Genomic DNA, 24,065 nt, shown 5'->3' on the forward strand with positions numbered 1-24,065 from the left:
AGCTCTGCGTCAGGCAGAGTTGGTTCGATCAAGTGTGCCTTCATGGTACAGGGAAGGGCGTCTTCCCGCCTGGGAAAACGCCCTCGGTCCTGAATTAATGCCTGGGATTAACCGGATGTTCGCCGGAAGGGGTTCGCGCGGGGACCCCGGTGGCGTTCGGGGGCGGCGACGGCTGTGGCGCCGCCGGTGCCCAGCCAGCCGGCCAGCTTGCCGCCCTGGCCGACCGCGCGCAGCCGGCGCTCGGTGGCGTCCCGTACCGGGTCGGTGGCGACCACGAGGAGCTCGTCGCCGCGTCGCAGCACGGTGGCGGGGCCGGGGACGAAGCTGGCGTCCTCGCGGACGACCAGGGTGACGGCCGCCCCGGCGGGCAGTCGGAGCTCGGCGACCTCGACGCCGTGCATCTTGGAGCTCTCCGGGATGGCCACGGAGAGCAGGTGTCCGCGCAGCCGCTCCAGGGGGGCGGACTCGACGCCGAGGTCGGCGGCCTCGGCCGAGTCCCCCAGCTTGAGGGCCTTGGCCAGCCAGGGCAGGGTCGGGCCCTGGACCAGGGTGTAGACGACGACGAGCACGAAGACGATGTTGAAGATCCGCTCGCTGCCCTCGATCCCGGAGACCATCGGGATGGTGGCGAGGATGATCGGCACGGCTCCGCGCAGGCCGGCCCAGGACATCAGGGCCTGCTCCTGCCAGGGGATGCGGAAGGGAAGGAGGCTGACGAAGACCTCCATGGGGCGGGCGACCATGGTGAGGACGAGGCCGATGACGACGGCCGGCCAGAAGTCGTTGCCGAGCTCGTGCGGGGTGACGAGCAGGCCGAGCAGGACGAACATGCCGATCTGGGCGATCCAGCCGAGTCCCTCGGCGAAGCCCCGGTTGGCGGGGGCGTGCGGCAGCTTGGCGTTGCCGAGCACCATCGAGGCCAGGTAGACGGCGAGGAAGCCGGAGCCGTGGGCCATGGCGCCGGCGGCGTAGGCGACGACGGCGATGGCCATGACGGCGATCGGGTAGAGGCCGGAGGCGGGCAGCGCGATGTGGCGCAGTCCATAGGCGCCGAGGAAGCCGACGGCGAGGCCGATGGCGACGCCGATGGCGAGCTCCAGGGCGATCTCGCCGACGAGGAGGTACCAGGCGTCGACGGGGCCCGCGGTGGAGAAGGCGACGACCAGGATGACGACGGGGGCGTCGTTGAAGCCGGACTCGGCCTCCAGGACGCCGGTGACCCGGGAGGGCAGCGGCACCTTGCGGAGGACGGAGAAGACGGCGGCGGCGTCGGTGGAGGAGACGACGGCGCCGATGATGAGGGCCTGCTGCCATTCCAGGCCGACGAGGTAGTGCGCGGCCGAGGCTGTGATGCCCACGCTCACCGCGACGCCGACGGTCGACAGGACGACCGCCGCGGGCAACGCGGGTTTGATCTCCTTCCACTTGGTGCCCAGGCCACCCTCGGCCAGGATCACCACGAGTGCGGCATAGCCGATCACCTGGGTCAGTTCGGCGTTGTCGAAGGCGACGTTGCCGATGCCGTCCTGCCCCATGGCGACCCCGATCCCGAGATAGAGCAGGAGGCTGGGGAGCCCGCTCCGGGAGGAGATCCGCACCGCCGCGACAGCGATGAGCAGTACGAGCGAGCAGATGAGCAGGAGTTCATTGAGCTGGTGGACAGTCAGTGGCCGATCCTTCCCCTCACGTGCAGCTGGATCGTTCCTCCAGCGCCGGTACTTCGTTACCTTACCTAATCTTTAACGTTTTCTTGACGCCTCCTTGGTGTTCCATCGCACATCCATGCGTATAAGTACGGTTCTCTTCCTGACACCGCGTCCGGGCGCTCCGGACGCTGCGCCTAAGGTTGCTCCCGTACTCCAGGACCACCCTGCCCCTCGAAGGACAGCGATGCCCTCCAACACGACCGCGCCCCCCGCCAAGAAGAAGGGGCGGCGTGCCCGCCTGATCGTCCTCGTCCTGGTGCTCGCGCTGGTCGCGGGCGTCGGGTACGGGGCGTACTGGGGGGTCACCACCGTCCGGGGCTCGTTCCCGCAGACCACGGGCACCCTCAGGATCGACAAGCTCTCCGGACCGGTCGAGGTGAAGCGCGACGCCTACGGCGTCCCGCAGATCTACGCCGACAACGAGGCCGATCTCTTCCGCGCCCAGGGCTTCGTCCAGGCCCAGGACCGCTTCTACGAGATGGACGTCCGCCGCCACATGACGGCCGGCCGCCTCTCCGAGATGTTCGGCAAGAGCCAGGTCGACACCGACGCCTTCCTGCGCACGCTCGGCTGGCGGCAGGTCGCGCAGCAGGAGTACGACAAGGTCCTGTCGGCGGACACCAAGAAGAATCTCCAGGCGTACGCCGAGGGCGTCAACGCCTATCTCAAGGACCGGGACCCGTCGGACATCTCCGTCGAGTACGCGGCCCTGGCCTTCACCAACGACTACACGATCGAGCCGTGGAGCCCGGTCGACTCGGTGGCCTGGCTCAAGGCGATGGCCTGGGACCTGCGCGGCAACATGCAGGACGAGATCGACCGTTCGCTGATGGCCGGCCGGCTCACCGCGCAGCAGATCAAGGACCTCTACCCGGCCTACCCGTACGAGCTCCACCAGCCGATCGTCACGCAGGGCGCCGTCGACAAGATCACCGGCAAGTTCGACCCCAAGGCCGAGGCCCACGGCGGCGCGAGCGGCGACAGCGGTGCCGACGCGCTCGGCGGCGTCCAGTCGCAGCTCTCCGCGCTCTCCGACTCCCTCGACGAGATCCCCGCGCTGATCGGCCCCAACGGCAACGGCATCGGCTCGAACTCCTGGGTCGTCTCCGGGAAGTACACGACCTCCGGCAAGCCGCTGCTCGCCAACGACCCGCACCTCGCGCCGATGCTGCCGTCCCTCTGGTACCAGATGGGCCTGCACTGCCGCTCCGTCTCGGCCACCTGCCGCTACGACGTCGCCGGCTACACCTTCTCCGGCACCCCCGGCGTGATCATCGGCCACAACGACTCGATCGCCTGGGGCTTCACCAACCTGGGCGCCGACGTCACCGACCTCTACCTGGAGAAGGTCGGCGAGCAGGGCTATGTCGTCGACGGCAAGGTCAAGCCGTTCCGGACCCGCGAGGAGACCATCAAGGTCGCCGGCGGCGGCGACCGCACCATCACGGTCCGCTCCACCGAGAACGGCCCGCTGGTCTCCGACCGCTCCACCGAGATGGAGAAGGTCGGCCAGAACGCCCCCGTCGGCAACGCCGCCCCCGACCGCGGCACCGGCTACGGCGTCGCGCTGCGCTGGACCGCGCTCCAGCCCGGCAAGTCGATGGACGCCGTCTTCGAGCTCAACCGCGCCAAGGACTTCACGACCTTCCGCGCCGCGGCCAAGGACTTCGAGGTCCCGTCGCAGAACCTGATCTACGCCGACACCGAAGGCCACATCGGCTACCAGTCGCCCGGCAAGATCCCGGTCCGTGCCAAGGGCTACGACGGCACCATGCCCGCGCCCGGCTGGGACTCCTCGTACGACTGGAAGGGCTACATCCCCTTCGGGGAGCTGCCCTACGAGTACGACCCGGCGCGCGGCTACATCGTGACCGCCAACCAGGCCGTCATCGACGAGAAGAAGTACCCCTACCTCCTCACCAAGGACTGGGGCTACGGCTCGCGCAGCCAGCGGATCAACGACCTCATCGAGTCGAAGATCAAGGACGGCGGCAAGATCTCGCCGGACGACATGCAGTCCATGCAGATGGACAACCGCAGCGAGATCGCGACCCTGCTCAACCCGCTGCTGCTGAAGATCGACGTCGCCGACCCGCAGGTCCGCGAGGCGCAGAAGCTGCTGGAGGGCTGGGACTACACCCAGGAGCCGGACTCGGCGGCCGCCGCGTACTTCAACGCGGTGTGGCGCAACGTCCTCAAGCTGGCCTTCGGCGACAAGCTGCCCAAGGAGCTGCGTGTCGAGGGCGAGTGCATCAACGTGCGCCGGACCGACGCCACCGGGCCGGTCGACGAGCAGAACAAGCTGGTCCGCGAGTGCGGCGAGCGCGATGCCGACTCGGCGCAGCCGGACGGCGGCGACCGCTGGTACGAGGTGGTCCGCCCGCTGCTCAAGCAGGAGAAGAACCAGTGGTGGAAGACGCCGGGCGACCGGCTGAACGCCCCCACCGAGACCCGTGACCAGCTGCTCGCGCAGGCCATGAAGGACGCCCGCTGGGAGCTGACCGCCAAGCTGGGCAAGGACGTCTCGACCTGGAGCTGGGGCCGGCTGCACCAGCTGACCCTGGAGAACCAGACGCTCGGCACCGCGGGCCCCGGCTTCGTGCAGTCGCTGCTCAACCGCGGCCCGTGGAACCTGGGCGGCGGCGAGGCCGCCGTCGACGCCACCGGCTGGAACGCGGCGGGCGGCTACGACGTGATCTGGGTGCCGTCGATGCGGATGGTCGTCAACGTCGGCGACTGGGACAAGTCCCGGTGGATCAACCTCACCGGCGCCTCCGGCCACGCGTTCAACAGCCACTACACGGACCAGACCGACAAGTGGGTGAAGGGCGAGCTGCTGGACTGGCCGTACGGGAAGGCGGCGGTCGACACCGCCGCCAAGGACACCTTGACGCTCCAGCCCTAAGGGCCGGGGAGGGAGGGGTTCAGGGCGCGAAGCGCCGGACCCCCTCCGGGGTCACCACCGCGTGCACGGGGTGGTCGTGCGGTTCCTCCGGGACCCGCGCGACCACCTCGTTCGCGTAGAGGAGCACGACCAGGGCCGGATCCGCCCCGGCCCGTACGAGCCGGGCGAGGACCCGGTCGTACGAACCGCCGCCCCGCCCGAGCCGCAGGCCCCGCGCGTCGACCGCGAGGCCCGGAAGCAGCACCGCGTCGGCGGCGCACACGGCCTCGGGCCCGAGGCGTTCGCCGACCGGTTCGAGCAGTCCCCGGCCCGCCTTCGCGAGCCGCTCGGGCCCTTCGTAGACGGCCCAGTCGAGGTCGTTGTCGGGCAGCAGCACCGGCAGCAGGACCCGTACGCCCCGCTCGCGCAGCGCGTCGAGGAGCGCGCGCGTGCCCGGTTCACGCCCCACCGAGACATAGGCGGCGACCGTCCTCGCCCCGGCGAGCTCGGCGAGCTCCAGCGCGGACCGCGCGAGGAGCTCGGCGGCCCGTCCGGTGGCGTCGGGCGTCAACGCGGCGCGGGCGCCGAGCAGTGCACGGCGCAAGACGGTCTTCTCGGACAGTTCCGTACCCGGTTCCTGGCTCAACGCGGCTCGAATTCCTCTTGTATCGGGAGGTAGCGGTACGAGGTCGAGAAAGCTCACGGGAGCCGCGACTTTTCTCATTTCCTTCCCATACCGAACGGCTAGGGTGCAGCGCATGACTCAGACGCCGTCCCTCACCAAGGCTGTCATCCCGGCCGCCGGTCTCGGCACCCGGTTCCTCCCGGCGACCAAGGCGACGCCTAAGGAAATGCTCCCGGTCGTAGATAAACCGGCTATCCAGTACGTCGTCGAGGAGGCCGTCGCGGCCGGGCTCTCGGACGTCCTGATGGTCACCGGCCGCAACAAGCGGCCCCTGGAGGACCACTTCGACCGGAACTACGAGCTGGAGGAGGCGCTGACCCGCAAGGGCGACGGGGAACGCCTCGCGAAGGTCCAGGAGTCCAGCGATCTGGCGACCATGCACTACGTGCGCCAGGGCGATCCGCGCGGTCTCGGGCACGCCGTGCTGTGCGCGGCCCCGCACGTGGGCGACGAGCCGTTCGCCGTCCTCCTGGGCGACGACCTGATCGATCCGCGCGACCCGCTCCTCGCGCGGATGATCGAGGTGCGCGAGCGCTTCGGCGGCAGCGTCGTCGCGCTGATGGAGGTCGAGCCCTCCCAGATCCACCTCTACGGCAGCGCGGCGGTCGGCCCGACCGGCGAATCGGACGTGGTGAAGGTGACGGGTCTGGTGGAGAAGCCGGACCCGGCGGAGGCGCCCAGCAACTACGCGGTCATCGGCCGGTACGTCCTGGACCCCGCCGTCTTCGCCATACTGCGGGAGACCGAGCCGGGCCGCGGGGGCGAGATCCAGCTCACCGACGCGCTGCAGAAGCTGGTCCAGGACGAGCGGGCCGGCGGCCCGGTGCACGGCGTGGTCTTCAAGGGCCGACGCTACGACACCGGGGACCGCGGGGACTATCTGCGGGCCATTGTCAGACTGGCGTGCGAACGTGAAGATCTGGGACCGGACTTCCGGACCTGGCTCCGCAGGTACGTCAGCGAGGAGATGTAGCACCTTGAGCAGCAGTACGGCACCGTCGGACCACGGCCCGTCCGACCCCTGCGCCGGCCCCGCCCGCGGCCTGTGGTCCGTCGACGAGCACCTCGGCGACATCCTGGCGGCGGTCGCCCCGCTCGAACCCATCGAGCTGCAACTGCCCGAGGCCCAGGGCTGTGTCCTGGTCGAGGACGTCACGGTGCCGGTCGCGCTGCCGCCCTTCGACAACAGCTCCATGGACGGGTACGCGGTCCGGGTCGCCGACGTGGCCGGGGCGAGCGAGGAGTTCCCGGCCGTCCTGACCGTCATCGGCGACGTCGCCGCGGGCGCGGGCGGGCTGCCCGAGGTCGGCCCCGGGCAGGCCGCCCGGATCATGACCGGCGCCCCGCTGCCCCCGGGCGCCGAGGCCGTCGTGCCCGTCGAATGGACCGACGGCGGTACGGGCGGGGGCGCGGCCGGCTCGATGCGCCCCGCGAGCGCCGCCCCGGAGGGCGCGGCCGGTGAGGTCCGCGTCCACCGCGCGGCCGAGGCCCGCGCCCACGTCCGGGAGCGCGGCAGCGACGTCACGGCCGGCGAGCTGGCCCTCGCGGCGGGCACGGTCCTCGGGCCGCCGCAGATCGGCCTGCTCGCGGCGATCGGCCGCGGCACGGTGCGGGTGCGGCCCCGCCCGCGCGTGGTCGTGCTCTCCACCGGCAGCGAACTGGCACAGCCCGGCGAGCCGTTGGCCGAGGGCCAGATCTACGACTCCAACAGCTTCGCGCTGGCCGCCGCCGCGCGCGACGCCGGAGCGCTCGCCTTCCGCGTGCCGGCCGTCGCGGACGACGCCGAGTCGCTGCGGTCCGCGATCGAGGACCAGCTGATCCGGGCCGACCTGATCGTCACCACCGGCGGGGTCAGCGTCGGGGCGTACGACGTCGTCAAGGAGGCGCTGACGGCGGACGGCGAGGTCGACTTCCGCAAGCTGGCCATGCAGCCGGGCAAGCCGCAGGGCTTCGGCATGATCGGCCCGGACCACATCCCGCTGCTCGCGCTGCCGGGGAACCCGGTCTCCTCGTACGTGTCGTTCGAGCTGTTCGTCCGGCCCGCGATCCGCGCGCTCATGGGCCTCGCCGACCGGCCCGATCTCGCGCGGCCGACGGTCCGGGCGGCGCTCGCGGGGGAGCGGACGCTGTCCTCGCCGGAGGGGCGGCGCCAGTTCCTGCGCGGGACGTACGACGCCGGGTCGGGCACCGTCACCCCCGTGGGCGGATCCGGCTCGCACCTGATCGGCGCGCTCGCGCACGCGGACGCGCTGCTCGTCGTACCGGAGGAGGTGACCGCCGTCGAGCCCGGCACCGAGCTGGACGTGGTCCTCCTCGGCTGAGGAGGCCCAGGTGGGGGTACCGTGTCGTCCCACACAGCGACCGGGAGTGTCACCGCCATGAGCACGCAGCAAGGACTCACCCACATCGACGAGGCGGGGGCGGCCCGCATGGTCGACGTCTCCGCGAAGGACGTCACGGCCCGCACCGCCCGCGCCAGCGGCCGCGTCCTCGTCTCGCCGCGCGTGATCGAGCTGCTGCGCGGCGAGGGGGTCCCGAAGGGCGACGCGCTCGCCACGGCCCGGATCGCCGGGATCATGGGCGCCAAGAAGACCCCCGACCTGATCCCGCTCTGCCACCCGCTGGCCGTCTCGGGCGTCACCCTGGACCTGGCGGTCACGGACGACGCGGTCGAGATCCTGGCGACCGTGAAGACCACGGACCGCACGGGCGTCGAGATGGAGGCCCTGACGGCGGTGTCGGTGGCGGCGCTGACCGTCGTCGACATGGTGAAGGCGGTCGACAAGGGCGCGGTCATCTCCGACGTACGGGTCGAGGAGAAGACGGGCGGAAAGTCGGGCCACTGGACGCGGAGCGAGGCGTGACGCGCGCGGGCCGGGTGACGGGGGCGCACGACCACGAGCACGAGCACGAGGCGCACCCTCCGGCCCCGTCCGCGCTCGGCGCCGGGATCGGCGGCGCGCTCACCGCCCCGTACGCCGCGCTCGTCGTCACCGCCTCCAACCGGGCGGCCGCCGGGGTCTACGAGGACAAGGGCGGCCCGCTGATCGCCGAGGCGCTGCGCGGGCTCGGCTTCGCCGTGGACGGCCCGCGGGTCGTCCCGGACGGGGCGCCCGTCGAGGCCGTGCTGCGCGCCGGGGTCGCCGCCGGGTACGACGCGATCGTCACCACGGGCGGTACGGGCATCTCGCCCACCGACGAGACCCCCGAGGTCACCCGCCGCGTCCTGGAGCGGGAGATCCCCGGCATCCCGGAGGCGATCCGCGCGTACGGCCGGGAGAAGGTGCCGACCGCGGCGCTGTCCCGGGGTCTCGCCGGGGTGGCCGGCGGGACGCTGATCGTGAACCTGCCGGGTTCGACGGGCGGGGTACGGGACGGGATGGACGTCCTGGGGCCGCTGCTCGTGCACGCCGTCGACCAGATCCGCGGCGGCGACCACCCGAGACCCGTGCCGGAAGCGGGCCCGGAATCATGACCCCGTCCTGGCCCGTGGTCCTGGTGGACGGCGATGTGCTGCTCCGCCCGATAAAGATGCGCGACCAGCGGGCCTGGCGCGAGGTGAACCGGCGCAACCGTGACTGGCTGCGCCCCTGGGAGGCGACCGTCCCGCCGCCCGGGCCCGGCGGGCCGCTCGCGCAGCGCCCCACGTACCGCCAGATGGTGCGCCATCTGCGGGCCGAGGCGAACGCGGGGCGGATGCTGCCGTTCGTGATCGAGTACCAGGGACGCCTGGTGGGGCAGTTGACGGTCGCCGGGATCACCTGGGGCTCGATGTGCTCGGGGCACGTCGGCTACTGGGTGGACAGCGAGGTGGCCGGCCGGGGTGTCATGCCGACGGCGGTCGCGCTCGCCGTCGACCACTGCTTCCGCACGGTGGGGCTGCACCGGATGGAGGTGTGCATCCGGCCGGAGAACGGTCCGTCGCGGCGGGTCGTGGAGAAGCTGGGCTTCCGCGAGGAGGGGCTGCGCCCCCGGTACCTGCACATCGACGGCGCCTGGCGGGACCATCTGGTCTTCGCGCTGACGGCGGAGGAGGTGCCGGAGGGGCTGCTGCGCCGCTGGCACCAGGCGCGCCGCCAGCATCACTGACCGGACTCCCTGAATTGATATAAGTGTTCGAATTTCATCCCCAGTTGGCACCCAAAGGCCTCAATCGGTCTGAACAATCACAAAAAAATTCAGTGATATCAGCCAGATCGTGCGACACACCGGCCCAATTGGCCGATGCCTCCACGCGAACCCCTCTACGGTGTGAGGCGTGAGCAGCAGCGGCCTCATCTACGCAGTCATCGTCGGGGCCTGGGCCGCCTACCTGGTGCCGATGTGGCTCCGCAGGCAGGACGAGCTGAACGAAGCCCGTCCGACGGAACGCTTCAGCACCGCCATCCGGCTGCTGTCCGGACGGGCGGGAATGGAGCGCCGGTACGCCAAGGAGCTCAAGGGCCGGGATCGTGCGGCTGAGGGAGTGGCGCCCGAGGTGGACCCGGACGCGGCGACGGAGCATCTGAGCTCGGTCGACGTCCGGGGCTTCTGCGCGCCCGCGGCCAGGACGGAAGCCCGCCTGGAGCTCCCGGACCCGCCCCAGGCCCAGACCCCCGCGCCCGTGCCCGTGCCCGCCCCCGCGTCCGCCCGGCGTGCGCCGAGCGCGGCCGCCGAGCGGGCCCGCAGGGGCAAGGCGTTGGCCCGGCGCCGGCGCACCACGGTGCTCCTCTTCGTGGCCTTCACCCTCGGCGCGGTCGTCGCGGCCGTCGGCGGCCTCGCCTTCCTGTGGGCACCCGCCGTCCCGGCCGTGCTCCTGAGCGCGTACATCGTGTACCTGCGCGTCCAGGAGCGCCGGCGCTTCGTCTACGTGATGGACCGCCGCAACGCCGAGGCCGCCGCCGCCCGCCTGCGCGAGAGCCGCCGCCCCGCCCCGACGCCCGAGCCCGCACCCGCCGAGCCCCCGGCGCCCGCCCCGGCGGTGTCGCCGCAGGAGGCGGGCCGGCGCGCCCTGGTGGAGCAGACGGACCACGCCGAGTGGGTGGACCAGCAGCGCGACCGCGGCCCCGCCCGCGGCGACAGCTGGGAGCCGGTCCCGGTCCCGCTCCCGACGTACGTCACCGCCCCGGTCGCCCCGCGCGCCTCCAGCGGCGTCGACATCACGGACCCGGAGACCTGGAGCGCGGCCCGCTCCTCCACGGCGGCGGACCCGACCCCGCCCCCCGCCCCCACCCCGGCCCCCCGCCAGCGCACGGCCCAGCCCCGAGCCCGCCGCGACCACGGCCGCACCCCACTCTTCGACCAGTACGCGGACGACGACCGCCCCCGAGCGGCCAACGAATGACCCGTCCCCCGGGGGCCCGCGACACCCCCCGGCTGACCTGCGGGGGAGCGGATTTCCAACTACCCCGGTCGGGATGCTAATGTTTCACACGTCGCAAGGGCCTGTGGCGCAGTCTGGTAGCGCACCTCGTTCGCATCGAGGGGGTCTGGGGTTCAAATCCCCACAGGTCCACAGACGACAGTTCTCGAGTAGCTCTCGGGAATCGTCACGAGATCCCGTTCCGCCGGAAGGCGGGGCGGGATCTCGGCGTTTGTGGGGTGTGTTCAGAGGAGGGTCATGACGGCCTTCCGTCGGACCGGCGGCGCTCCGCCGCGGTGACCAGGATTCCGAGCAGCGCCGCCAGGTCGGCCGCGCCGTCGGCGTCGTCGGCCCAGCGGGTGGCCTGGAGTGGGTGTACCTGGTCGAGTGGGACGCGTTCGCGGGTGAGGACGAAGGCCAGTGCCAGCATGGCCGCGCGGGCGTTGCCGTCTTCGAACGGATGGAAGAACAGGACGTCGAGGTAGGCCCGGGCGGCGCGTGACGGGAGGGGCAGGTCCCGGTGGGCGCTCTCGGACAGACAGCGCTCGAAGCACGCTGGAGTGTCGGGTGTCAGGCCGTAGCGTTCCCGCCCGGCCTTCGCGAAGGCCGGCACTGTGCGGAAAGGGGCGGAATCCTGGTCCAGGACCGTCCGCTGCCAGCCCGCCAGGAGGGCGAAGCTCAGCCGCCTGCCCTGTGCCGCGTCGGCGAGCGCCAAGTCGAGGGCGGTCAGGACGCGTTTGGTCCCTTCGGCGTCGCGGCTGCCGCGTGTGGTGGTGAAGAAGTTCCGGAAGCCGTCGTACGCCGGTGTTCCCGCGTCGGGGCGAGTGCCGCTCCAGCGCGGCCAGGAGATCTGTGGGCGAACGCGCAGCCAGTCCGCGAGCGCGTCCGGATGGTGGCTGGGCCCGGACGTCACAGGTTTCCGTCCACCGTCCGGGCGAACCGCGAACTCACCGTGTCGACCAGTACGACATCCGGTGCGGCCCAGCTGCTGAACCGGCCGCCGACCGCGCTTTCCACGATCTCCCGGGCTCGTTCCTCGTCGATGCCGCTGTAGGCGAGGAACCATTCGAGGACCTGCATGCAGTGTCCGTACCAGCCGCTATGGGCCCGTGTCCGGTCGGCCACCACGGTCACCAGTCGTGTGCACGCACGCTCCCAGTACCAGGGATCCACAGAGGACAGCGGCACCGCCGAGTGCGACGGCGGCGCCAAGGCGGAGAAGCGCTCCGCCAGATCCTCGATCCAGTCGCGCCACTCGAGCAGGGCCGTGACGGCCAACGGGGCGGTTGCGTCCGCCGTCGTCATGGAATGGTTGGCGCAGCACCACACGTCGACGACCCCGCCGTCGTTGTCGCCCTCGCCCACCGACCAGTCCCAGCCAGAGGCCCACCGGCCGTACCGGTTCACCAGGAACTCGGTGACCGGGTCCAGCGAGTGCGGCCAGAGTTCTTCCATGGCCTCAGGACTGGGCAGCAAGGGTGCGACAAGACCGGCCAACGCCTTCGCCGCATCCTCGTCCAGCTCGAACGGATGCCGCAACGGATCGACTTCTGCCCAGGTCAGGGTGCTTGCCCTCAGATCGCTCACCACCTCACTCTGCCCTGCTCACCTGTACGAACTCCAACGCAATATGGAGAGCGGAGGTGAAGCGGTACGCCACCCACGCGTCCGACAGTCAGGCGCGGCAGCGGAGCATGGTCAAGGCGGGGTTCTCGGTGAAGGCGGTCCAGTAGTCCTCGCCGTACTCCTCGATGCCCGCTTCGGAGATCTCCAGGGGGACCCAGGTCAGGTCGGTGAAGCCGGCGGAGCGCAGGGTGGTCTCGTAGACGTCGCGGCGGGGCGGGTGGGACGTGAAGGAGATCGGGGGGTCGAGGAGGGCGGTGAGGCGGATGTGGGGGCCGACCTCGTTCTCGTCGCCGACCGGCTCGCACGTGAAGCCGTACTTGGCCAGCGACTCGCCGCCGAGGCGGAAGTCGGGGTTCTGCATGAAGAGGAAGAACTCCGCTCCCGGGGCCAGGCTGCGGTGGACGGCGCGGGTCATGCGCTCGATCGTCGCCACGTCGTCCGCGTAGTTGAAGGCCTGGACCGCCACCGCCACGTCGAAGGGATCGTCGAAGGCGGGCAGTTCGGCGATGTCGCCCACCTCGTAGGTGATGCCCAGCGGGTCCGCCTCCTCCCGGGAGCGCGCGGCGGCGATCATCTCGCCCGAGATGTCGACGCCGAGGACGCGCGAGGCTCCGCGGCGCTTGAACTCGCGGCTGTAGAAGCCGGTTCCGGAGGCCAGGTCGAGGACCGACCTGCCCCGTACGTCGCCCACCAGGGCGAGGAAGCCCGGCACCTCCCCGTAGCGCGCCAGCGGGAGGTTCTTGAAGCCCTCGAACGCCTCGCCGATCTCGTCGTACAGCTGACCGCTCATCGTGCTGTTCCCCTCCGTCGTGGGCGTCGGCCGGGCGGGCCGCGACCTCTGGCGGAGAGTCTTCCGCCGGGCGGCGCGAGGCTGAACTGACGGAAGGTCCGAAGATCCGGGGGGTGTGGGGGTGGGTGGTTCGCGGTGCTGGGGGCGGGGGGTTGGTGGGATCGTACGGGGCGCCAGGGCCCGTCAGAGGGGCTTCGCGTAGCAGAGGCTGTTCGGGTAGTCGCGGTAGTAGCCGAACTTCGCGCACGGTTCGTAGCCGCTCGACACGTACAGGGCGATGGCCTCCGGCTGGGCCGTGCCCGTCTCCAGGACCATGCGGGTGCGGCCGGCCGCGCGGGCGTCCGCCTCCAGCGCGCCGAGGATGCGGCGGGCCAGGCCCAGGCCGCGGGCCTCGGGGATCACGTACATCCGCTTCAGCTCGGCGTCCCCGTCCGCGTACCCCTCGTCGTTCGCCTCCTGCGAGCGCCAGCCGCCGGTCGCCACCGGGTGGCCCTCGGGCGCGTACGCGATCAGGTAGAGGCCCTGCGGCGGGGCGAACATCGTCGCGTCGAGCGGTGTGAGGTCGCCCTCGCCCTCGCCGTCGTCGTCCTGGTAGCGCTCGGCGTACTCCAGCTGCACGGCGTCGTTGAGCTTGATCGCGTCGGGGTGGTCGTACGGCGTGGGGCGTATATCCATGCGCTGCATCGTACATGTATGCGGGCGCGTGGGGTCGGTACTCTTCCTGGATGCTCACTGTGACGACTGTGAATGTCAACGGACTGCGGGCCGCCGCCAAGAAGGGCTTCGTCGAGTGGCTGGCCCAGACCTCCGCCGACGCCGTCTGCCTCCAGGAGGTGCGCGCCGAGGAGGCCCAGTTGCCCGAGGAGGTGCGTGCGCCCGAGGGGTGGTTCACCGCTCACGCCCCCGCCGCCGCCAAGGGGCGCGCCGGTGTCTCGCTCTACACCCGCCGCGAGCCCGACGCCGTGCGCGTCGGCTTCGGGTCGAGCGAGTTCGACGGCAGCGGGCGCTACATCGAGGCGGACCTGCCCGGTGTCGTCGTCGCCAGTCTTTACCTGCCCTCCGGTGAGGTCGGGACCGAGCGGCAGGACGAGAAGGTCCGGTTCATGGACGCGTTCCTGCCGTATCTGAAGGAGCTCAAGGAGCGCGCCGCCGCCGACGGGCGCGAGGTCGTCGTCTGCGGTGACTGGAACATCGCCCACCGCGAGGCCGACCTCAAGAACTGGAAGGCCAACCGGAAGAGCGCCGGCTTCCTCCCCGAGGAGCGGGAGTGGCTGGGGCGGGTCTTCGAGGAGGGCGACGGCGGGTACGTCGACGTCGTACGGGCGCTCCACCCCGACCAGGACGGGCCCTACTCCTGGTGGTCCTACCGCGGGCGCGCCTTCGACAACGACAGCGGCTGGCGGATCGACTACCAGGTCGCCACGCCCGGACTCGCCGGGCGGGCCGTCAAGGCGTACGTCGAGCGGGCCGCCACCCACGAGGAGCGGTGGAGCGACCACGCTCCCGTCACCGCGGTGTACGAGCTGTAGGCACCCCTGGGGGCCGTAAGCCTGTCGGGGTCCCGTCAGGACCCCGCCCAGGGTCCCGTCAGGCCTGCAGCCTGCGGTCGAGTGCCAAGGACAGCTCCGCCTCCACCACGCTCTTGGCCAGTGGGCGCAGCCTCTGGAGGTCGCCCTCCGCCGCGTACTTCCCCAGCAGCTCCGTGAAGAGCTCCGCGAGCGCCTCCGCGTGCTCGCGGACCCGTCCGCCCGCCTCCAGTACGGCGGCCAGCGGGACGCCCTCGCGGACCAGGGTGGCGGAGACGTCGAGGAGGCGGCGGCTGACGTGGACGATGTCCTCGCCGTCCGTCGCCAGATAGCCGAGGTCCAGCGCGGCGGCCAGGTTCTCCGGGGTGACCTCCCCAGCGAAGCGGTCGGCCAGCTCCTCCGGGGTGAGGCGGACCGGCTCCTCCTCCGTGGGGGTGCCGAGTTCGAGGACCTCGCCGACGTCGCGCCCCGACTCGAACGCGGTCGTGAGGTCGGCGATCCCGGTGAGGGTGTGGCCCCGGTCGAGCAGGGCGGCGATCGTCCGCAGGCGGGACAGGTGGCGCTCGTCGTACCAGGCGATACGGCCCTCACGGCGCGGCGGCGGTATCAGCCCGCGCTCCCGGTAGAAGCGCAGGGTGCGCACGGTGATGCCGGCCGCCTCGGCGAGGTCGGTCATGCGGTACTCGTGGGGGGCGGGGGCGGGGCTCCGCGTCCCCGCCTCGGCGGCCTCCTCCGCCGCCCGGTCCTCCGTGCCCCCCACCAGGGCGGCTCCGTCCTCGGTGCGCCCCTCCGGCACCTCGGGCCCCCGCGTCCTCACCCGTTCTCCTGATCGTTTCGCCACGCTCGCCAGCCTATGTTGTACCGCCGGTAACTTTCCCCGGCCGTACCCCTACCGCTCGGTATGCCGCTGCTCTACAGTCCCGATTGTGCCAGTGATCGCTGGCAGAATCTTGGCCGGGCGCACGGGAGGCGGCATGGCGAAGCACGAGCACGTACGGGTGGCGGTGATCGGATCGGGGTTCGGCGGACTCGGGGCCGCCGTCCGGCTGCGGCGCGAGGGGGTCACCGACTTCGTCGTCCTGGAGCGGGCCGACTCCGTGGGCGGCACCTGGCGCGACAACAGCTACCCCGGCTGCGCCTGCGACGTCCCCTCCCACCTCTACTCCTTCTCCTTCGCGCCCAACCCCGACTGGCCCCGCACCTTCTCCGGACAGCGCCACATCCGCGCGTACCTGGAGCACGTCACCGACACCTTCGGGATCCGGCCCCACCTGCGGCTCGGCCACGAGGTCCTGCGGATGGCCTGGGACGAGACCGCGCTGCGGTGGGAGATCGAGACCAGCCGCGGGTCCTTCACCGCCGACGTCGTCGTCTCCGCCACCGGACCGCTCTCCGACCCCAAGATCCCCGACATCCCCGGCCTCGCCGACTTCACCGGCAAGGTCTTCCACTCCGCGCAGTGGGACCACGACCACGACCTCACCGGCAAGCGGGTCGCCGTGGTCGGCACCGGCGCCTCCGCCATCCAGATCGTCCCGGCGATCCAGCCCAAGGTCGGGCGGCTCACCCTCTTCCAGCGCACGCCCCCGTGGGTCATGCCCCGCGCGGACCGCGCCATCAGCGCCCCCGAGCGCTGGCTGCACCGGCAGCTGCCGTTCACCACGGCCGCCCGCCGCGGGCTGCTCTGGGGCATCCGCGAGCTCCAGGTCAGCGCCTTCACCAAGCGCCCCAACGAGCTGGGCCTGATCGAACGGCTCGCCAAGGCCAACATCGCCAAGGCGGTCAAGGACCCCGCGCTGCGGGCCAAGCTGACCCCCTCGTACCGCATCGGGTGCAAGCGGATCCTGCTCTCGAACACCTACTACCCGGCGCTCGCCGAGCCCAACGTCGACGTCGTCGCCGCCGGGCTCAAGGAGGTGCGGGGGAACACCCTCGTCGCCACCGACGGAAGCGAGACCGAGGCCGACGTGATCGTCTTCGGTACGGGCTTCCACGTCACCGACATGCCGATCGCCCCGCGCGTGGTCGGCGCGGAGGGCCGCTCGCTCGCCGAGGTCTGGAAGGGCGGCATGCAGTCGCTGCGCGGCGCGACCGTCGCCGGCTTCCCCAACTGGATGACGATCATCGGGCCCAACACCGGGCTCGGGAACTCCTCCATGATCCTCATGATCGAGTCCCAGCTGAACTACATGGCCGACTACCTGCGGCAGCTCGACGTGCTCGGCGGCCGCACCGCCCTCGCCGCCCGCCCCTCCGCCGTCAACACCTGGAACCGGCGGGTGCAGGCCCGGATGGAGCGGACCGTGTGGAAGTCCGGCGGCTGCGAGAGCTGGTACCTCGACGCCAACGGCCGCAACACCACCCTGTGGCCCGGCACCACCGGCGAGTTCCGGCGCGAGACGCGCAGCGTCGACCTCTCCGAGTACGAGGTGCTGCGCGCCGCCGACAAGCCCGCCGCCGCCCGCCGCGCCCCGCGCCGCAAGGAGACCGCCAAGTGAGCCCCGCCGCGCGCGAACTGACCGCGCTCTCCGCCGACGGCTCCACCCTCCACGTCGAGGTGTACGGCCCCGAGGGCGCCCCCGCCGTCGTCCTCGCCCACGGCTGGACCTGCTCGACCCGCTTCTGGGACGCGCAGATAGCGGCGCTCTCCACCGACCACCGGGTCATCGCCTACGACCAGCGCGGCCACGGCCGCAGCCCGGCCCCCGCGCCCGGCGGCAAGGGCTACGCGACGGACGCCCTCGCCGACGACCTGGAGGCCGTGCTCGCCGCCACCCTCGGGCCCGGCGAACGCGCCGTCGTCGCCGGGCACTCCATGGGCGGCATGACGGTCATGGCCGCGGCCGGCCGCCCCGAGCTGCGCACCCGCGCCGCCGCCGTGCTGCTCTGCTCGACCGGGCCCTCCCGCCTCGCCGCCGAGTCGCTGGTCCTGCCGCTGCCGCCGGGCCGGCTGCGCACCCGGCTGACCACCTCCGTCCTTGGCGCGAAGGCGCCGCTCGGGCCGGTCACCGCCGTCTCGAAGAAGATCCTCAAGTACGCGACGATGGGACCCGGCTCGGCACCCGACCGCGTCGAGGCCTGCGCCCGGATCGTGCACGCCTGCCCGCGCGCCGCCCGGGTCGGCTGGTCGCACGTCCTGGCCGGGCTCGACCTGGAGGCGGCGGTGCGGGAGCTGCGGCTGCCCGTGGCCGTGCTCGTCGGCACCGCCGACCGGCTCACCCCGCCCGTCCACGCCCGGGCGATGGCGGCCGCCCTGCCGCACTGCACGGGCCTGGTCGAGCTGACCGGGATGGGCCACATGACGCCGGTGGAGGCCCCGGAGGCCGTCACCGCGCAGATCCGCGAACTGACGCTCACCTACCTGGGCGCGAAGCGGAACGAGCCGAACGAGCCGAACGAGCCGAACGAGCAGCGCAATCAGAACGAGCAGAACGAGCAGAACGAGGAGGCAGGGGCATGAGCAGGGTCAGTCTGGAGGGGCAGGTCGCCGTCGTCACCGGCGGGGCCCGCGGGGTCGGCGAACTCCTCGCCCGCAAGCTGTCCGCGCGCGGCGCGAAGATCGCCCTGGTCGGCCTGGAACCCGAGCTCCTGAAGGAGGTCGCGGGCCGGCTGCACACCGAGGCCGACTGGTGGCACGCGGACGTCACCGACCACGAGGCCATGGCGCAGGTCGCGGCCGAGGTGAAGGAGCGGTTCGGCAAGGTCGACATCGTCGTCGCCAACGCGGGCGTCGCCGCGGGCGGCCCCTTCGTGGACTCCGACCCCGTCGCCTGGCGCCGGGTGATCGAGGTCAACCTGATCGGCGGCGCCGTCACGGCCCGCGCGTTCCTGCCGGTCCTGATGGAGTCCCGCGGCTACTTCCTCCAGATCGCCTCGCTCGCCGCGATGACGCCCGCCCCGATGATGACCGCGTACTGCGCCTCCAAGTCCGGCGTGGAGGCCTTCGCGCACAGCCTGCGCGCCGAGGTCGCGTACAAGGGAGTACGGGTCGGCGTCGGCTATCTCTCCTGGACCGACACGGACATGGTGCGCGGCGCGGACCAGGACGACGTGATGAAGGAGCTGCGGCAGCGGCTGCCGTGGCCGTCGAACCGCACGTACCCGCTCGGCCCGGCCGTCGACCGGATCGTCGCGGGCGTCGAACGCCGCTCGGCCCATGTCTACGCCCAGTGGTGGCTGCGCGGGATGCAGTCGACCCGCGGCTATCTGCCGGGGATCATCGCCTCCGTCGGGCAGCGCGAGATGCGCCGCTTCGAGCCGCGCCTCGGCACGGTCTCCAAGGGTCTGGTGGGCGCGGGCGGAGTGGCCGACGAGCGGGAGCGCGGGGGCGCCGACCGGGTGTGACGCTGCGTGTCCGATCGACATGCGCCGGGTGACCCGGCGTGCCACGCTGGTCGAGGCCCAAGGGGCGGATCCGCCCCGTACCCCTCACACCCGTCTAGGAGTGAACCTTCATGGGCATCAAGGACCAGTTCCAGGACAAGGCGCAGGACCTCGCGGACAAGGCCAGGCAGGCCGCAGGTTCGAAGAAGGACGAGGCGTCCGAGCGTGCCGCGCAGGGCAGGGACCGCGCTCAGCAGGAGTCGGACCGTGCCCAGCAGGAGGCACAGGACCGCTTCGACCAGGACTACGACGCCTGACGCCGTCCTGCGAGGAAGGCGCACCCGGGACGCCGGGTGCGCCTTCGCGCGTTGTGGACCGCTTCCGCCTGTGGATAACTTCCTGCACGGAATCGGGAAGTTACGTACCGTGATCCTCATGTCCGTGAGTGAGCCTGTACTTGAGCCCGTACTTGAGCGCATCCGTTCCGACCACGCGCCCGCTCTGCTCGTCTTCGAGCAGGAGAACAGGGCCTTCTTCACCGCGTCCGTGCCCGACCGGGGAGACGCCTACTTCCGCGACTTCGACGAGCGGCACCGCGAGCTGATCGCGGCACAGGAGGCGGGGGAGATCCATTTCCACGTCCTGGTCGCGCCGGGCGGCGAGATAGTCGGGCGGGTCAACCTCGTCGACGTCGACCCGGCGGCCGGCAGCGCCGAACTGGGCTACCGGCTCGCCGAGAAGGCCACCGGCCGGGGGCTGGCCACCCGTGGGATACGGGAGGTGTGCCGCCGGGCGGTGGAGGAGTACGGGCTGAGCCGGCTCGCCGCCGTCACCACCGTGCGCAACGCGGCCTCCCGGGCGGTGCTCGCCCGGGTCGGTTTCGGCGCCGTGGGGGGTGTCAGGCTCGACGACGGGGAGCCGGGGATCGCCTACGAGCTGGACCTCGGCGGCAGTTTCGGGCGGGAGTGGTCCGGCAGCCCCTCGTAGCCAGGGGGGCTCGCGGCGGGGGTCTCGTCGAGCAGGGCGAGCGCGATGTGCACGGCGTCGTCGAGCTGGGCGTAGCGGCCCTCGGCCCAGTCGAGCGGGGTGCGCAGGACCGCGAGGTCCGGTTCGACGCCGTGGTTCTCGACGGACCAGCCGTACTCGGGGAACCAGGCCGCGTTCATCGGCACGGTGATCTGGGTGCCGTCGCCGAGCCGGTGCCGGCCGGTCATGCCGACGACGCCGCCCCAGGTGCGCTGGCCCACCACGGGGCCGAGCCCGAGCAGTTTGAACGCGGCGGTGATCATGTCGCCGTCGGAGGAGGTGGCCTCGTCGGCGAGGGCGACGATCGGCCCGCGCGGAGCATTGGAGGTGTACGAGACGGGCTGGGCGTCGCGGGTGAGGTCCCAGCCCAGGATGCGGCGGGTCAGCTTCTCTATCACCAGCTCGCTGATGTTGCCGCCGGCGTTGCCCCGGACGTCCACGATGAGCGCCGGTCGGGAGACCTCCATGCGCAGGTCGCGGTTGAACTGCGCCCAGCCGGAGCCGCCCATGTCGGGGATGTGCAGATAGCCGCAGCGGCCGCCGCTGAGCTCCCGTACGACCGCACGCCGTTTCGCCACCCAGTCCTGGTAGCGCAGCGGGCGTTCGTCGACGAGCGGGACGACGGCCACCCGGCGGGAGCGGCCCTTGCCGTCCGCGGGTCTGAAGGTGAGTTCGACAGTGGTGCCACCGGTGCCGGAAAGGAGGGGGTAGGGGCCGGTGACGGGGTCGACGGGGCGTCCGTCGACATGGGTGAGGACCGCGCCCTCGCGGATGCCGGTGCCGGCGAGCGGGGAGCGGGCCTTGGAATCGGAGGAGTCGCCGGGCAGGATCCGCTTGACCAGCCAGCCCTCGTCCCGGGGCACGAAGTTGGCGCCCAGCAGGCCCTGGGCGCGCTGGTAGTGCGGCGGGCCCTCGTTGCGGCGGGCGGGGGTGACGTACGCGTGGGAGGTGCCGAGTTCGCCGAAGACCTCGCGCACCAGGTCGGCGAACTCGTCGGGGGAGGCGCACCGTTCGACGAGCGGCCGGTACTGGTCGAGCACCGCCGTCCAGTCGACCCCGCCCAGGCCGGGCTCCCAGAAGTAGGCGCGGACGATCCGGCCGGCCTCGTCGAAGGCCTGCCGCCACTCGGCCGCCGGGTCCACCTCGTGCACGATGCGGCGCAGGTCGAGGTAGACGGTGGAGTCGGAGTCGCCTGGCTCGTTGGCGGGGACGGCGCGCAGCTCGCCCTCGTCGACGACGACGAGCCGGGAGGCGTCGCCGCTGACCGCGAACCAGTCGAGGTGGGTGACGAGTTCGGTCTTGCGGGCCTTGGTGATGTTGTAGTGCTCCAGGGTCGGCCGGGGCGAGGGGTCCGACGGGTTGGCGAAGGTCTCGCCGAGCGCGCCGGAGATCGGCCACCGCAGCCACACCAGACCGCCGCCGGCCACCGGGTACAGCGCGGAGTACTTGGAGGCGCTGACCGGGAAGGGCGTGACCCGGTCGGCGAGCCCCTCGATCTCGACGGTCACCGTGCCGTCCCCGGTACCGGCCTCCTCGTCGGCCGGGTCCATGCCACCGGCCGCGGGCCGCCCATCAGGAAGCAGCGCGAACGGGGAGGGGGTCGCCGAGTTGAGCGGTACGAGGTAGGGGCGGCAGCCCAGCGGGAAGGACAGGTCGCCGGTGTGGACGTCGTACACGGGGTCGAAGCCCCGCCAGGAGAGGAAGGCGAGATAGCGCCCGTCGCTGGTGAAGACCGGGTTCTCGTCCTCGAAGCGCCCGTTGGTGACGTCGACGACCATCGGGGCGCCGGGGCCGGAGATCCGGGCCATCTTGATGGAGCGCAGCGAGCGCCCGATCCCCGGGTGCGACCAGGTGAGCCAGGCCCCGTCGGGGGAGAACGCGAGGTCACGGACGGGGCCGTTGAGGGAGCGGATCAGTTCGGTGACTTCGCTGGGGGGTGGGGTGGGGGTGAGGGTGGGGACGGGGGTGGGTGGGGGGGAGGGGGAGGGGGTCCCCCCCTCGCCGGGAGTGGGAGTGGGAGCGGCGGACGCGATGGCGTCCTCCCCGTCCTCCCCCTCCTCGGCTTCGCTCGTGTCGATCAGCAGTAGGCGGCCGTCGTTGGAGGCGACGGCGAGGCGTTCGCCGTCCGGGTCGGAGACCAGTTCCTCGACGCGGCCGAGGAGGCCTGCGGCGAGCCGCCGGGGCTCGCGGTCGCCGCTGGCGCGCGGGAGGTAGGCGACCTCGATGGCGTCCTCGCCCTCCGCGTCGGTGACGTACGCGACCTGGCCGCCGCTGCCGAGCATCTCGGGCTGTCTGACCCGTACGCCGGGGGTGTCCGCGATGGTGCGGGCCGGGCCGTCGCGGTGGGTCAGCCAGTAGAGGCTGCCGCGCACCGAGACGGCGCTGGCCCGCCCGGTCTCGTCGACCGAGAGCGCGTCGACGTGGTGGGCGGCGGGCACCTGGTAGCGGCGGCGGCCGGTGCGGGGCCCGCCGAGCCGGACCTCCAGGCGGCGGGGTCGGGCGTCGGCGCTCAGGTCCTCGACGATCCACAGTTCGCCGGCGCACTGGTAGACGATCCGGCGCCCGTCGCTGGAGGCGTGCCGGGCGTAGAACTCGTCGTGGTCGGTGTGGCGGCGCAGACCGGTGCCGTCGGGCAGGCAGGAGTAGAGGTTGCCGATGCCCTCGTGGTCGGAGAGGAAGGCGATCCGGTGGCCGCCCTCCGCCTCGGGCGCGGCGACGAACAGGGGCGAGTCGAGCTGCCCGCCGAGCTCTTCGAGGAGCCGTTCGCCGTGCAGCCAGAGCCGCCCCATGGCGCCGCCCCGGTAGCGCTTCCAGGCGGCCGGTTCGTGCGGCGGGCGGCCGGTGAGGAGCAGGGTGCGGCGCTGTTCGTCCAGTTCGGCGACGGCGATGTCGGAGACCGGGCCCCAGGGCATCCTGCCTCCGGGGGTGCCGTCGGTGGGGACGGTGTAGGCCCAGGAGTAGTACGAGAAGGGCTGCCCGTGCGAGGAGACGGCGAGGATGTCGGACCGGCCGTCCTTGTCGGGGGGCGACCAGCCGCAGACCCGGGTGTCGCTCGACCCCCAGTAGGTCAGCCGCCGGGCGGGGCCGCCGTCGACCGGGGCGAGATGGATCTCGGGGTCGAGGCTGCGCCAGCTCGTGTACGCGAGGTGGCGCCCGTCGGGGGAGAAGCGCGGGTGGCCGATCCGCGTCCGGTCGACGGTGATCCGCCAGGCCCGGCCGGGGCGATGGCCCTCGGGGACGAGGGGGGAGACCCAGAGGTCGTCCTCGGTGACGAAGCACAGCAGCTCGTCGTGGATGTGCGGGAAGCGGAGATACGCGAGGTCGTCACTCACCTCCTCATGCTTTCCGCGCGAGGGGGGTGCGGCAACTCGTACATGCGGTCGAGGTGTCGCCAGGGTGGGGCCGAGGTGGGGCCAAGGTGTGGCCGACGTGTGGTCCAGGACACGTACGAAACGGTTTCGTTTCGCAAGGTGGGCTGGGTAGGCTCCTGCTGTACGAAACCGTTTCGTTCCTCGGACTGGAGGTCCGGTCATGGCCAGCAGGCTCACCCCCGAAAGGGAGACCGAGCTGTACACGGCCGTGCTCGACCTGCTGCGCGAGGTCGGTTACGACGCCCTCACCATGGACGCCGTCGCCGCCCGCACCCGGTCCAGCAAGGCCACCCTCTACCGCCAGTGGGGGAGCAAGCCGCAACTCGTCGCCATGGCGCTGCGCAACGACAAGCCGGTCAAGCTCGGCGAGATCGACACCGGCACCCTGCGCGGTGACTTCGCGGTGGTGCTGGAACGGACCGACGACTGCCGGCTGGAACAGGACGCCGCCCTGATGCGGGGCCTGGCCCACGCCGTCCACACCAACCCCGAACTGCTCCAGGCCATGCGCGAGCTGCTCGTCGAACCCGAGATGAACAACCTCGACGAACTGCTCCAGCGGGCCGTACGGAGGGGAGAGGTCGCCGCCGACAACCCGGCGCTGAAGCTCCTTCCCCACATGCTGATCGGCGCGTTCATCGCCCGGCCGCTCATCGACGACCGGCCGGTCGACGCCGCCTTCCTCACCACCTACGTCAACGCCGTCGTGCTCCCCTCACTCGGCGTCTGACTCTTCCCGCAGTACGCACCGCATCCCCGCAGTACGCACCACCTGACGTCGAACCGC

At 72.0% G+C, this 24,065-nt stretch carries 22 protein-coding genes and 1 tRNA gene; 15 read left to right on the forward strand and 8 right to left on the reverse strand.

The window, feature by feature from the left end; genetic code table 11:
- Window positions 1-107: 107 nt before the first annotated feature.
- Window positions 108-1,667 (reverse strand): potassium/proton antiporter, encoded by a 1,560-nt coding sequence (locus ABTZ54_RS20525; RefSeq protein WP_351665477.1) that lies wholly within the window; start codon window positions 1,665-1,667, stop codon window positions 108-110.
- Window positions 1,668-1,890: 223 nt separating this feature from the next.
- On the opposite strand from ABTZ54_RS20525, the gene ABTZ54_RS20530 reads away from it, so the two are divergent.
- Entirely contained in the window at window positions 1,891-4,611 is a 2,721-nt protein-coding gene (locus ABTZ54_RS20530) for a penicillin acylase family protein (RefSeq protein WP_351665124.1), read from the forward strand.
- Between the two features lie 19 nt (window positions 4,612-4,630).
- On the opposite strand, the gene ABTZ54_RS20535 is transcribed toward ABTZ54_RS20530, so the two are convergent.
- Complete coding sequence (locus tag ABTZ54_RS20535; RefSeq protein WP_351665479.1) at window positions 4,631-5,212, reverse strand: 5-formyltetrahydrofolate cyclo-ligase; 582 nt, start codon at window positions 5,210-5,212, stop codon at window positions 4,631-4,633.
- A 136-nt stretch (window positions 5,213-5,348) separates the two neighbouring features.
- On the opposite strand from ABTZ54_RS20535, the gene galU reads away from it, so the two are divergent.
- The 7 genes from galU (at window position 5,349) to ABTZ54_RS20570 (ending at window position 10,769) form a co-directional block, all read left to right on the forward strand.
- Window positions 5,349-6,248 (forward strand): UTP--glucose-1-phosphate uridylyltransferase GalU, encoded by a 900-nt coding sequence (galU, locus tag ABTZ54_RS20540; protein ID WP_351665126.1) that lies wholly within the window; start codon window positions 5,349-5,351, stop codon window positions 6,246-6,248.
- Window positions 6,249-6,252: 4 nt separating this feature from the next.
- Window positions 6,253-7,596 (forward strand): molybdotransferase-like divisome protein Glp, encoded by a 1,344-nt coding sequence (gene glp / locus ABTZ54_RS20545; protein WP_502997284.1) that lies wholly within the window; start codon window positions 6,253-6,255, stop codon window positions 7,594-7,596.
- A 57-nt stretch (window positions 7,597-7,653) separates the two neighbouring features.
- On the forward strand, window positions 7,654-8,139 hold the full coding sequence (moaC, locus tag ABTZ54_RS20550; RefSeq protein ID WP_351665128.1) for a cyclic pyranopterin monophosphate synthase MoaC: 486 nt from the start codon (window positions 7,654-7,656) through the stop codon (window positions 8,137-8,139).
- An 86-nt stretch (window positions 8,140-8,225) separates the two neighbouring features.
- Window positions 8,226-8,750 carry a MogA/MoaB family molybdenum cofactor biosynthesis protein gene (locus ABTZ54_RS20555; RefSeq protein WP_351665483.1) on the forward strand — a complete coding sequence of 175 codons (525 nt, stop codon included), beginning with the start codon at window positions 8,226-8,228 and terminating at the stop codon, window positions 8,748-8,750.
- Window positions 8,747-9,364, forward strand: coding sequence for a GNAT family N-acetyltransferase (locus tag ABTZ54_RS20560; RefSeq protein ID WP_351665130.1), 618 nt, complete (start codon window positions 8,747-8,749; stop codon window positions 9,362-9,364). The genes ABTZ54_RS20555 and ABTZ54_RS20560 overlap by 4 nt, the downstream gene beginning before the upstream one ends.
- A 169-nt stretch (window positions 9,365-9,533) precedes the next feature.
- Complete coding sequence (gene sepX, locus ABTZ54_RS20565) at window positions 9,534-10,598, forward strand: divisome protein SepX/GlpR (protein WP_351665132.1); 1,065 nt, start codon at window positions 9,534-9,536, stop codon at window positions 10,596-10,598.
- A 97-nt stretch (window positions 10,599-10,695) separates the two neighbouring features.
- A tRNA-Ala gene (locus ABTZ54_RS20570) sits at window positions 10,696-10,769 on the forward strand.
- 103 nt (window positions 10,770-10,872) lie between these two features.
- Here ABTZ54_RS20570 and ABTZ54_RS20575 read toward each other — a convergent pair.
- The 4 genes from ABTZ54_RS20575 to ABTZ54_RS20590 all read right to left on the reverse strand — a co-directional run bounded on the left by ABTZ54_RS20575 (window position 10,873) and on the right by ABTZ54_RS20590 (window position 13,707).
- Entirely contained in the window at window positions 10,873-11,529 is a 657-nt protein-coding gene (locus ABTZ54_RS20575; protein WP_351665134.1) for a Fic family protein, read from the reverse strand.
- Window positions 11,526-12,203, reverse strand: coding sequence for a hypothetical protein (locus tag ABTZ54_RS20580; RefSeq protein WP_351665169.1), 678 nt, complete (start codon window positions 12,201-12,203; stop codon window positions 11,526-11,528). Before ABTZ54_RS20580 ends, ABTZ54_RS20575 begins: the two co-directional genes overlap by 4 nt.
- Before the next feature lie 88 nt (window positions 12,204-12,291).
- Complete coding sequence (locus tag ABTZ54_RS20585) at window positions 12,292-13,032, reverse strand: class I SAM-dependent methyltransferase (protein WP_351665171.1); 741 nt, start codon at window positions 13,030-13,032, stop codon at window positions 12,292-12,294.
- A 183-nt stretch (window positions 13,033-13,215) separates the two neighbouring features.
- Window positions 13,216-13,707 (reverse strand): GNAT family N-acetyltransferase, encoded by a 492-nt coding sequence (locus ABTZ54_RS20590; RefSeq protein WP_351665173.1) that lies wholly within the window; start codon window positions 13,705-13,707, stop codon window positions 13,216-13,218.
- A gap of 50 nt (window positions 13,708-13,757) precedes the next feature.
- On the opposite strand from ABTZ54_RS20590, the gene ABTZ54_RS20595 reads away from it, so the two are divergent.
- Window positions 13,758-14,561, forward strand: coding sequence for an exodeoxyribonuclease III (locus ABTZ54_RS20595; protein ID WP_351665175.1), 804 nt, complete (start codon window positions 13,758-13,760; stop codon window positions 14,559-14,561).
- A 58-nt stretch (window positions 14,562-14,619) separates the two neighbouring features.
- Here ABTZ54_RS20595 and ABTZ54_RS20600 read toward each other — a convergent pair whose 3' ends face one another.
- Window positions 14,620-15,234: a MerR family transcriptional regulator gene (locus tag ABTZ54_RS20600; protein ID WP_351665485.1), complete on the reverse strand. Its 615-nt coding sequence runs from the start codon at window positions 15,232-15,234 to the stop codon at window positions 14,620-14,622.
- A 298-nt stretch (window positions 15,235-15,532) separates the two neighbouring features.
- On the opposite strand from ABTZ54_RS20600, the gene ABTZ54_RS20605 reads away from it, so the two are divergent.
- The 5 genes from ABTZ54_RS20605 (at window position 15,533) to ABTZ54_RS20625 (ending at window position 19,868) form a co-directional block, all read left to right on the forward strand.
- Window positions 15,533-17,056, forward strand: a complete 1,524-nt coding sequence (locus ABTZ54_RS20605; RefSeq protein WP_351665177.1) for a flavin-containing monooxygenase — start codon at window positions 15,533-15,535, stop codon at window positions 17,054-17,056.
- Window positions 17,053-18,018 (forward strand): alpha/beta fold hydrolase, encoded by a 966-nt coding sequence (locus ABTZ54_RS20610; protein WP_351665179.1) that lies wholly within the window; start codon window positions 17,053-17,055, stop codon window positions 18,016-18,018. The genes ABTZ54_RS20605 and ABTZ54_RS20610 overlap by 4 nt, the downstream gene beginning before the upstream one ends.
- On the forward strand, window positions 18,015-18,902 hold the full coding sequence (locus ABTZ54_RS20615; RefSeq protein WP_351665181.1) for an SDR family oxidoreductase: 888 nt from the start codon (window positions 18,015-18,017) through the stop codon (window positions 18,900-18,902). The genes ABTZ54_RS20610 and ABTZ54_RS20615 overlap by 4 nt, the downstream gene beginning before the upstream one ends.
- Window positions 18,903-19,012: 110 nt before the next feature.
- Window positions 19,013-19,198 carry a hypothetical protein gene (locus tag ABTZ54_RS20620; RefSeq protein WP_351665183.1) on the forward strand — a complete coding sequence of 62 codons (186 nt, stop codon included), beginning with the start codon at window positions 19,013-19,015 and terminating at the stop codon, window positions 19,196-19,198.
- A gap of 124 nt (window positions 19,199-19,322) precedes the next feature.
- Window positions 19,323-19,868 (forward strand): GNAT family N-acetyltransferase, encoded by a 546-nt coding sequence (locus tag ABTZ54_RS20625; protein WP_351665185.1) that lies wholly within the window; start codon window positions 19,323-19,325, stop codon window positions 19,866-19,868.
- Here ABTZ54_RS20625 and ABTZ54_RS20630 read toward each other — a convergent pair.
- On the reverse strand, window positions 19,811-23,239 hold the full coding sequence (locus ABTZ54_RS20630; RefSeq protein WP_351665187.1) for a S41 family peptidase: 3,429 nt from the start codon (window positions 23,237-23,239) through the stop codon (window positions 19,811-19,813). The two genes, ABTZ54_RS20625 and ABTZ54_RS20630, sit on opposite strands and share 58 nt — an antisense overlap.
- A 199-nt stretch (window positions 23,240-23,438) precedes the next feature.
- Here ABTZ54_RS20630 and ABTZ54_RS20635 point away from each other — a divergent pair, with 199 nt between their 5' ends.
- Window positions 23,439-24,008 (forward strand): TetR/AcrR family transcriptional regulator, encoded by a 570-nt coding sequence (locus tag ABTZ54_RS20635; protein ID WP_351665189.1) that lies wholly within the window; start codon window positions 23,439-23,441, stop codon window positions 24,006-24,008.
- The last annotated feature ends 57 nt before the right edge of the window (window positions 24,009-24,065 follow it).

It is taken from the genome of Streptomyces sp. NPDC094032, from assembly GCF_040303965.1.
Classification (GTDB): domain Bacteria; phylum Actinomycetota; class Actinomycetes; order Streptomycetales; family Streptomycetaceae; genus Streptomyces.